The organism is Bacillus sp. AFS077874 (assembly GCF_002566505.1).
Classification (GTDB): Bacteria; Bacillota; Bacilli; order Bacillales; family Bacillaceae_G; genus Gottfriedia.
Genome location: NZ_NUYF01000010.1, coordinates 118,814 through 127,708, shown reverse-complemented (window position 1 = coordinate 127,708; position 8,895 = coordinate 118,814). Strand labels below are relative to the sequence as shown.

Annotated in this window: 10 protein-coding genes; 8 read left to right on the top strand and 2 right to left on the bottom strand. The window is 31.5% G+C overall.

Annotated elements, in window-relative coordinates; translation table 11 throughout:
- The first annotated feature begins 157 nt into the window (after positions 1–157).
- Positions 158–850, top strand: coding sequence for an MBL fold metallo-hydrolase (locus COJ46_RS11875; RefSeq protein ID WP_097974641.1), 693 nt, complete (start codon positions 158–160; stop codon positions 848–850).
- A gap of 17 nt (positions 851–867) precedes the next feature.
- Positions 868–1,440, top strand: coding sequence for a TetR/AcrR family transcriptional regulator (locus tag COJ46_RS11870; RefSeq protein ID WP_097974643.1), 573 nt, complete (start codon positions 868–870; stop codon positions 1,438–1,440).
- 78 nt (positions 1,441–1,518) lie between these two features.
- Here the strand turns inward: COJ46_RS11870 and COJ46_RS11865 are convergent, their stop codons facing one another.
- A complete protein-coding gene (locus tag COJ46_RS11865) occupies positions 1,519–1,818 on the bottom strand; it encodes a hypothetical protein (protein ID WP_069033413.1) in 300 nt (99 codons plus the stop codon).
- Positions 1,819–2,021: 203 nt separating this feature from the next.
- On the opposite strand from COJ46_RS11865, the gene COJ46_RS11860 reads away from it, so the two are divergent.
- From COJ46_RS11860 to COJ46_RS11835, 6 genes are all read left to right on the top strand, one after another.
- Positions 2,022–3,008, top strand: coding sequence for a zinc-dependent alcohol dehydrogenase family protein (locus COJ46_RS11860; RefSeq protein ID WP_097974645.1), 987 nt, complete (start codon positions 2,022–2,024; stop codon positions 3,006–3,008).
- A 283-nt stretch (positions 3,009–3,291) separates the two neighbouring features.
- Entirely contained in the window at positions 3,292–3,933 is a 642-nt protein-coding gene (locus COJ46_RS11855; RefSeq protein WP_097974647.1) for a response regulator transcription factor, read from the top strand.
- Between the two features lie 16 nt (positions 3,934–3,949).
- Entirely contained in the window at positions 3,950–5,053 is a 1,104-nt protein-coding gene (locus tag COJ46_RS11850) for a sensor histidine kinase (RefSeq protein WP_097974649.1), read from the top strand.
- Positions 5,054–5,209: 156 nt separating this feature from the next.
- Entirely contained in the window at positions 5,210–6,145 is a 936-nt protein-coding gene (locus COJ46_RS11845; RefSeq protein ID WP_097974651.1) for an ABC transporter ATP-binding protein, read from the top strand.
- Positions 6,146–6,181: 36 nt separating this feature from the next.
- Complete coding sequence (locus COJ46_RS11840) at positions 6,182–7,306, top strand: ABC transporter permease (RefSeq protein WP_097974653.1); 1,125 nt, start codon at positions 6,182–6,184, stop codon at positions 7,304–7,306.
- A 1-nt stretch (position 7,307) separates the two neighbouring features.
- Positions 7,308–8,453, top strand: a complete 1,146-nt coding sequence (locus COJ46_RS11835; RefSeq protein ID WP_097974655.1) for an ABC transporter permease — start codon at positions 7,308–7,310, stop codon at positions 8,451–8,453.
- 53 nt (positions 8,454–8,506) lie between these two features.
- Here COJ46_RS11835 and COJ46_RS11830 read toward each other — a convergent pair whose 3' ends face one another.
- Positions 8,507–8,887, bottom strand: coding sequence for a VOC family protein (locus COJ46_RS11830; protein ID WP_097974656.1), 381 nt, complete (start codon positions 8,885–8,887; stop codon positions 8,507–8,509).
- Between the last annotated feature and the right edge of the window lie 8 nt (positions 8,888–8,895).

Here is an 8,895-nt window from a genome sequence, read left to right as displayed (position 1 = left end):
GTTTGTCAACAGTCTGAAGCCCTTTCATCTTTGATGAAAGGGTTTTTTAGTCATTATAACGATTTTTATGTAAATTTGGAATTTTTGTTCACAAAAACTAATACCTTTAGTATTATAAAACTAAAGGTATTAGTTTTTATTATTAGGAGGGTATAAAATGAAGATTACGAAAAATAATTATCTTTATGAGTTGAGCTTTTTACCCAATTTCTTTCCTGTAAATTGTTTTTTAGTTGAAGAAGAAAACGAACTTACGTTAATTGATACAGCACTATCCTTTAGTGCGACTAAAATTATTGAAGCAGCTAATCAAATCGGCAAAAAAATTACGAATATCGTTTTAACGCATGCACATGGTGACCATGTTGGAGCGCTTGATCAATTAAAATCACTACTTCCTGATGCAGTCGTCTCCATTTCAAAAAGGGATGCAAAATTATTAAAAGGAGACACTAGTTTAGAAGCTAGTGAGCCAAATACTCCTATAAAAGGTGGCGTCCCTAAAAATATCCAAACTATTCCGGATCAGTTACTACAGGAAGGAGACACTATTGGTTCTTTAATAGCAGTTGAAGTTCCCGGTCATACACCAGGTTCAATGGCATTTTTAGATCAACGCACAAATGCTATTATCGCTGGTGATGCTTTTTCATTAAGAGGTGGTTTTGCAATCTCTGGTCAATTGAAAGTTTTATTTCCTTTTCCTTCAATGGCAACATGGAATAAAGATGCTGCTTTAAATAGTGCTAAGAAAATTAGTGAATTAAAACCTACATTATTAGCAGTCGGTCATGGTACGATGTTAAGTCATCCACAAGAAGCAATTGACCGTGCTCTTAAAAAGCAGTAAGTGAAGGGGAATTCGTAATGTCACCAAGGATTGGATTGAATTTTAATCAATTACTGAGTACTTCAATTAAAATTGTCGATACAGAAGGCTGGGAGGCTTTAACGATTAGTTATCTTGCAAAGAAGCTAACGATTCAACCACCATCGATTTATAATCATATTAAGAATTTGGATGAACTAAAAAATAGTGTTGCATTACATGGGATTACGCAACTTTATGAAAAACTTCTTGAATCGGTTGGAGGTAAAAATAATGAGAAAGCAATTTTTGCATTAGCTTTTGCTTATCTTGATTATGCTAGAACCCATCCTGGTTTATATAAAGCTACCTTATCTCCGTCTCAAACACCAGGTGATGATTATCATTTAACTGGCAAAAAAATATTGAACTTAATCTATGAGTTATTGAAACCATTTAATTTAACGGATATTGAACTTATTCATGCGGTAAGAGGTTTAAGAAGTTTACTTCATGGTTTTGTTTCGCTTGAAAAAAGTGATGGATTTGGTATAAATATTCCAATTGATGAAAGTGTACTTTTTGTATTGAAAAATTATGTAAGAAATTTGAAGCCGGATCTAAAGAAATAATCAAAAGGATAGGAAGGTTTAAATACCTTCCTATCCTTATTTATAGAATTTATAGAGAAAATACGTTTTTATTTAAAATTAAGCGTTTACGCCGTCTTTGAAGTTTTTATTCCAGTTTTTATCTCCCATATGTTCAAGATCTTCAGTAGTACGTTCTAATACGTCAATTAGTAACGTCTTCATATGGTGAATATTGTTATAAAATAATTTTTCTTCTTCTAAATCTGGTTTTGCATGATGAGCTGCCTTAATTGCTGTTTCTTCACGAAATCTTCTAACTTTTAAGTCTAACTCATCAAAGACGTGTTTTACATACTTTACAATATTTCTATGGTTTAACGTATTTCTCTCATTTAATTCCTCTAATTTGTTTACCATAGTCATTTTCCTCCATGAATTAAGATTAAAAGATTAATATTGATTATACTGAATCAATGTGAAAAAACAATATAAATTATAAATTTTTAACCATTATAATCAAAACCTTATGATTCGATTTCAAGTTAAAATCGTATTTTTTTCCATCTGATGTATGCTAAAATGACTTAATAATATTTTCTATTTTGCATAGGAGGCCTATTATGAAAGCAATTGTTATTCACCAATATGGAGATAGCTCTGAGTTTAAAAATGTTGAACTTTCAATACCGAAGCCATCTGGTCATCAAGTTTTAGTTAAAGTTTCTGCGACTAGTATCAATCCAATTGATACAAAGATTAGAAAAGGAATTGTACCAAATGCGTTCCATCCTAAATTTCCGATGATTTTACATAGTGATTTTTCTGGTGAAGTTGTTGAAGTTGGTGAAAATGTTTCACGTTTTTCAGTTGGAGATTTTGTTTTCGGTTTAAATGTCTTTACGGGTACTCTTTCAGATTATTTTTTAATAGAAGAAACAGTAATTGCTAAAGCTCCAAAAAATTTACCAATTCAAGAAGCTGCAAGTTTACCACTAACAGCTATTACTGCATGGGAGGCACTTTTTGACAGAGGTAATTTAAAACAAGGTGATCATATTTTAATTCATGGCGGGGCAGGTGGCGTTGGTCATCTAGCTATCCAGTTGGCGAAAGCTTTTGGAGCTACTGTTACGACAACTGTTTCGTCGAATGAAAAAGCTGATTTAGTTAAAGCACTAGGTGCAGACCATGTCATTAATTACAAGGAAGAGTCCGTCCAAGAATATGTTAACCGCCTAACGGATGGGCAAGGCTTTGATCTCGTTTTTGATACTGTCGGTAAAGAAAACCTAGATAAATCCTTTATTGCAGTTAAACCAAAAGGTACTGTTCTAGCAATCGCAGCACGTTCGACGCATGATTTAACACTATTACATAACAAATCTTTATCTTTACATGTAATTTTTATTTTACTTACTCAAAAAACAGAGGAAGGGCGCAAAGAACATAGCGCTATTTTGAATAAAATTGCTACTTTAGTTGAAGAAGGTAAGCTAAAACCACTTATCAATCCTAAATCTTTTACATTTGATCAAGTGAAGGACGCTCATGATTACTTTGAAAATAATGAAGTTCAATATGGTAAAGTATTAATTGAAAATAAGTAATGTTTTGAATCCCTTTTGCATATGCATGGGGATTTTTTTATCTTCAAACTTCTTTTCCTAAACTTTTTGAATTAGTTCACTTCAACAAAAATCTTTTTACCTTTTTATTAATGGATACGTCAAGGCTTCGTAAAAATTATGTAATTAAGTGATTTGTTCGCGAAATCAATAAGATTAATCTTTTTCTTCTCATGGTATTTAGTCAATAGTGGTATATAATGGAAATATAATTCGTGGAATAAAGGATGTGAAAACGAGGTAGAAATTTTCTCCCTCTATTCAAATGAAAATAAAATTAATTATTGCTGATGATAATTCATTTATAAGGGAAGGACTTAAAATCATTTTGAGCTCTTATGAAGAGTTTGAAGTATTAGAAACAGTAAATGATGGGAATGAAGCGTTAAAATATTGTCAAAATAATGAGGTAGATGTTGCGCTTTTAGATGTTCGAATGCCAAATATGAATGGCGTAGAAGCTACGAAGCATATTTCCGAGCAAACTAAAACAAAGCCACTTATTTTAACGACTTTTGATGATGATGAGTACATTATTGATGCTGTTAAAAATGGAGCAAAGGGCTATTTATTAAAAAATAATGAACCAGAACGAATTCGAGAAGCGATCAAAAGTGTTTATCATGGAAATACAGTCATGCAAGATTTAGTATTAGATAAAATTAGAACGAATTTATCAAGCAATGCAAGTACTGCAGATACGAAAATCGATACGAGTTTGTTTACCCAAAGAGAATTAGATGTAATGGCTTTAATCGCAAAAGGGTTTTCGAATAAGGAAATTTCTAAGCAAATTTATATTTCTGAAGGTACAGTTGCTAACTATATTACTTCAATTCTCGGAAAAACTGGGCTAGAACATCGAACACAAATTGCTATTTTCTATATTACTGGGAAAGTAGACTAACGCGAGGGAGTTACATATGGAGCGTTGGATTATTTTAAATAAACTCGTTGTAATCTTTTATATAGCTCTAATTTGTATTCAAAAAGAAATTCCTAATTTCTCTTGGTTACTATTTGCATTACTTGTTTATTTTTGTTTAAATATTAGTCTTTACTTAATAAAAAATAGATCGTTGATAAAATTTTTACTAATCTTATCAATTTGTTTAAGTGTCTATTCCAGTTTAAAGATTCAGCCATTATTTCTTTTACTACTGCCAATGTCGATCTTAGAGCTTGTTTCTTTTTTTACTTCGAAAAAATGGATTGGTTGCTTTCTTGCACTATTTCCAATTTTCTACTTATCTAATTCTTTACAGCCTATTTATGGATTAATTTCATTATTTAGTTTTATCGTTTTTTCGCTTTTTAATTTGTATAACACTAGATTACGGTTTAAAGAAGATCAAATTGACAAAATGAGGAGAACGATTCAAAAGCTGTCAAAAAAGATAAATAACCATAATGAGTTTATTGAGCAATCGGAATATACCTTTAAATTGGAGGAACGAAATCGTATTTCTCAAGAAATACATGATAAAATAGGGCATTCAATGACAGGTGCGCTATATCAAATGGAAGCAGCTAAACATTTAATGAGTACTAATCAAGACAAAGCATTAGAATTGCTTCAAAATGCGATTAATATTTCAAAGGACGGAATTGAAAACATAAGACTTACTTTAAAAAATATGAAGCCTCCAACTGAACAAATGGGAATTCATCATATGAAATTATTCATAGATGAATTTTCTGCTAAGCATGATTTAAAAACATTGTTTGTCTATAAAGGAAATCTCGACTTTATTACGCCAATTCAATGGAAAGTAATTCAAGAAAATGTAGTTGAGGCTTTAACAAATACGATGAAATATGCAAATGCTACAGAGGTTTCGATTGAAATACATGTCATGAATAAAATGATAAAAACAAATGTAAAAGACAATGGTAAAGGGAAAGTTAAAATTAAAAAAGGTTTAGGCATTATTGGGATGGAAGAGAGAACTGTGGCTATAAACGGGAAAATAATAGTGGATGGTCATGATGGTTTTTCAGTTACAACTTTGCTTCCAATCCAATAATTTCAACATGTGATATGAATTTCTATTAAGTCCATCATGATTTTGCCTAAATAAAAACATGAATATTCTCATGTGAAAAGGGTGAACTAATACACTGATATTAGTTCACCCTTTTGCTTATAATAGCATCATACACAAAGCTTAAGAGGTGAGAGGATGAAAGTTTTAGAGATAAAAAATTTAACTAAAAAGTTCGGGGATTTTATAGCAGTAGATAATATGTCTTTATCAATTGAAGAAGGAGAAATTTTCGGATTTCTTGGAGCAAATGGAGCGGGAAAAAGTACGACAATTAATATTATTTCAGGGCTACTTCGAAGTAATCAAGGTACTGTAGAAATCCTAGGAAAAAACAGTAAGAAGAATAGTAAATTCGCAAAAATGAATATTGGAATGGTACCTCAGGACTTAGCTATTTATGAAGATTTAACTGCCTATGAAAATGTTAGATTTTTCGCTGGACTATATGGTTTAAGAGGTTCGGAATTAAATGAAAGAGTAGAAGAGGCATTACAATTTGTAGGGTTAGAAGATAAATTTAAGGACTATCCAAAAAATTTCTCTGGTGGAATGAAGAGAAGGTTAAATATTGCGTGTGCGATTGCACACCGACCTAAACTGATTATTATGGATGAACCAACTGTTGGAATTGATCCACATTCACGAAACTATATTCTTAATAGTGTACGTAAGCTTAATGAAATGGGCTGTACAATCATTTATACGAGCCATTACATGGAAGAAGTTGAAGAAATATGCTCTCGTATTTCGATTATTGATCATGGAAAAATCATCGCTGAAGGAACAAAGGAACAGCTTAAATCGATTATTACGAATACAAAGGATATTCGAATTGAAGTTAAAACGACTGAAAATATTGATGTTACGGAGCTTAAAGCGATTAATGGTGTTGAGAACGTTCATATTTTAGATAATGTTATTACGATTACTTCAGATAATGGTGTGAATAATTTAAATAAAATTATTCAACATTTTATTAATAATGAAATCGAAATCAGTTCATTACAGGAAAATGCGCCTAACTTAGAAACTGTTTTCCTTACATTAACAGGTCGAAATTTACGTGATTAACTTTATGGAAAATTATTTAATAAGGAGGCAATTAGCTTGAATATTTTTAATATTGCTTTCATGGAAATTAAGCGTGACTTTCGAGATGTAAGGAACTTATTTTTTATGTTAGCATTTCCAATCATTTTAATGCTTGTCTTAGGTACTTCACTTTCAAATGCTTTTTCAACATCCGTCCCGATTAAAGATGTGCATGTTTTATATAAAGATCAATCAACAACTGGTGAGTTTTCGCAGTATTTTAACGAATTAATTAAAAGTACGAAAAAGTCTGGAATTCATTTTAAAAAAGCTGCGAGTAATACAAATGGCGAGAATGAAGTGAAACGAAATCATTATGATGGCTATATTTCTATTCAAGATAACGAAATTAAGCTTTATATCAATGAAGGAAACAGTGTTGAGGGTAGTGTTATTCAAGGAATGTTATCTTCTTTTGTAGATAAATATAATGTTAGCGTGGAAGTTGCAAAAGTCGATCCAACTCAAGTTAAAGAAGTCTTTTTAGGTAATTCTCATGATGAGTATATTAAGGACACGTCGATTGCATCAAATAAACAGCCAGGTTCGATGGATTATTATGCGATTGCAATGACGACTATGATTGTTCTTTATGCAGCTATGTCTGCAAGTAAATTGATTACAGGAGAAAGAGTTAGAAAAACGGCTGATCGATTAATCGTTTCTCCTATTTCTAAATTTGAGATTTTTATAGGGAAAATACTTGGAAGTTTAGTTGCTAACTTTCTGTGCATTATTGTTGTTGTCTATTTCAGTAAATTCTTTTTTAAAGCCAACTGGGGTAACCATCTATTATTAGTCTTTATTGTTTTATTAACGGAAGTTCTTCTATCAATTAGTTTAGGCTTGGTTGTAAGCTATATAACGAAATCAAATTCATCATCTAGAGCAATCATTATGATTGTTGTGCAGCTATCTTCATTTTTTGGTGGAGCTTACTTTAAATTGGGCGATACTAGTGGGATATTAAAATTCATTACTCAGCTTTCACCACTTACATGGGTTAATACTGCAATTACAAAAATTATTTATGCAAACGACTTGTCAGCTGCTATCCCGGCGCTTGTTTTTAATATAGGTTTTTCTTTATTATTCCTATTTCTTGCATCTATTTCTCTACAAAGAAGGGAGGGGCTGTAGGATGCAGACAGTTTTTTGGCTAATTTCGAATACTTTAAGAGCTACTTTTAAAAATAAGAAAAATATTATTATGTATATTTTAGTGCCTCTAATTGGTATTTTTATTTCCTTTCTAGCTTATGGTGGTTCCAATAAAACGATCGTTCATGTTGGGGTTGTCAATGAGGATCATCAATATATTGCAAATGATACGATTAAGTTTTTAGAACACTTAGATAACGTTCGTATTGAAATAATAAACAATTCAGATGCCAATGATAAGATCGCTTCAGGATCACTTGATTGTGTTATTTCGTTCCATGATGGTTTTACAGATAGTGTACGTTCTGGTAACCCAAATCATATTCAAATATCTTCAATAAAAGGTGCTCAAATTACTAGCTTTGTAAAATCTTATTTATACAACTATATCGACAATGTTTCAGCTATTAGTAGAGTGGCTAAAACAGACCAAACTAAATTTAATCAAATGTATTCCAACTACCAAAACGCAAGCTTCAAGGTAGCAACAAAAACATTATCAGATTCATCTCAATCTGAAAATATGACGACATATAGTTTAGGCTTTTTGATTATGATTATGTTAATGTCTGCAGGGAATCTTTCTGAAATTATTTTAAAGGAAAAAGAAAATCGAATTTACTACAGACTTTTGTCAGCACCTATTAATGCTAGAAAATATATTTTCTCAAATGTTGTAGTAAATATGATTGTAATGACTGTCCAAGTAATTATTACGCTCCTCTTTATGACGAAAGTGTTTCATATCGATATTCATATTCCATTTTGGGAAGCAGCAGTTGTTATGATGCTTTTTGCTTTGGTCTCAGTTGGGATCTCATTAATGATTGTAGCGTTCTCTAATAGTTCAAAATCATCTGGAGCATTACAGAACTTAATCGTTGTTCCAACTGTTATGATCTCCGGTTGTTTCTGGCCAATCGAGATTATGCCATCATCAGTACAAAGAATTGCGGATTTTCTTCCACAAAGATGGACGTTAGAGACATTGACGAAGTTGCAACAAGGAAGTAGTTTAGGAAGCTTATATTTAAATATTTTAATCCTACTAGTTTTTGCGGCTGCATTTTTCTTAATTGCTATTTATAAGTTTAGTCGTAATAGTTCTACAAGAAATTTTGTGTAGATACAAAAAAAATCCATCTCTTTGTTTCAGAGATGGATTTTTTAGCTATTTTATTAGTCCATTAAACTACAAATTTCAATAAAATGACCGTCTGGATCTGCTACATATGCTACTGTTTGACCCCATGGTTTTGTAATTGGTTCTTTGATGATGTTGACACCTTTGGTTCGTAAATCTTCTATTGTAGAATGCACATCATCTGTTACAAATCCGATTTCAAAGGTTTGAGAGGATGCTTCAGTACTTTTATAACTTAATCCAGTAAGCTCTTGAACATTGCCACGTTCAATCATAGCAAGTACGGTATTGTCAGTATCTAATTCGACATACGTACCGTGATTTCCACGAATAGGAAGGCCTAAAGACTCAGTATAGAAAGTAAGAGATTTCTCTAGATTTGAAACATATAAAATTAAATACCTCATTTTCAACATTTCATTAA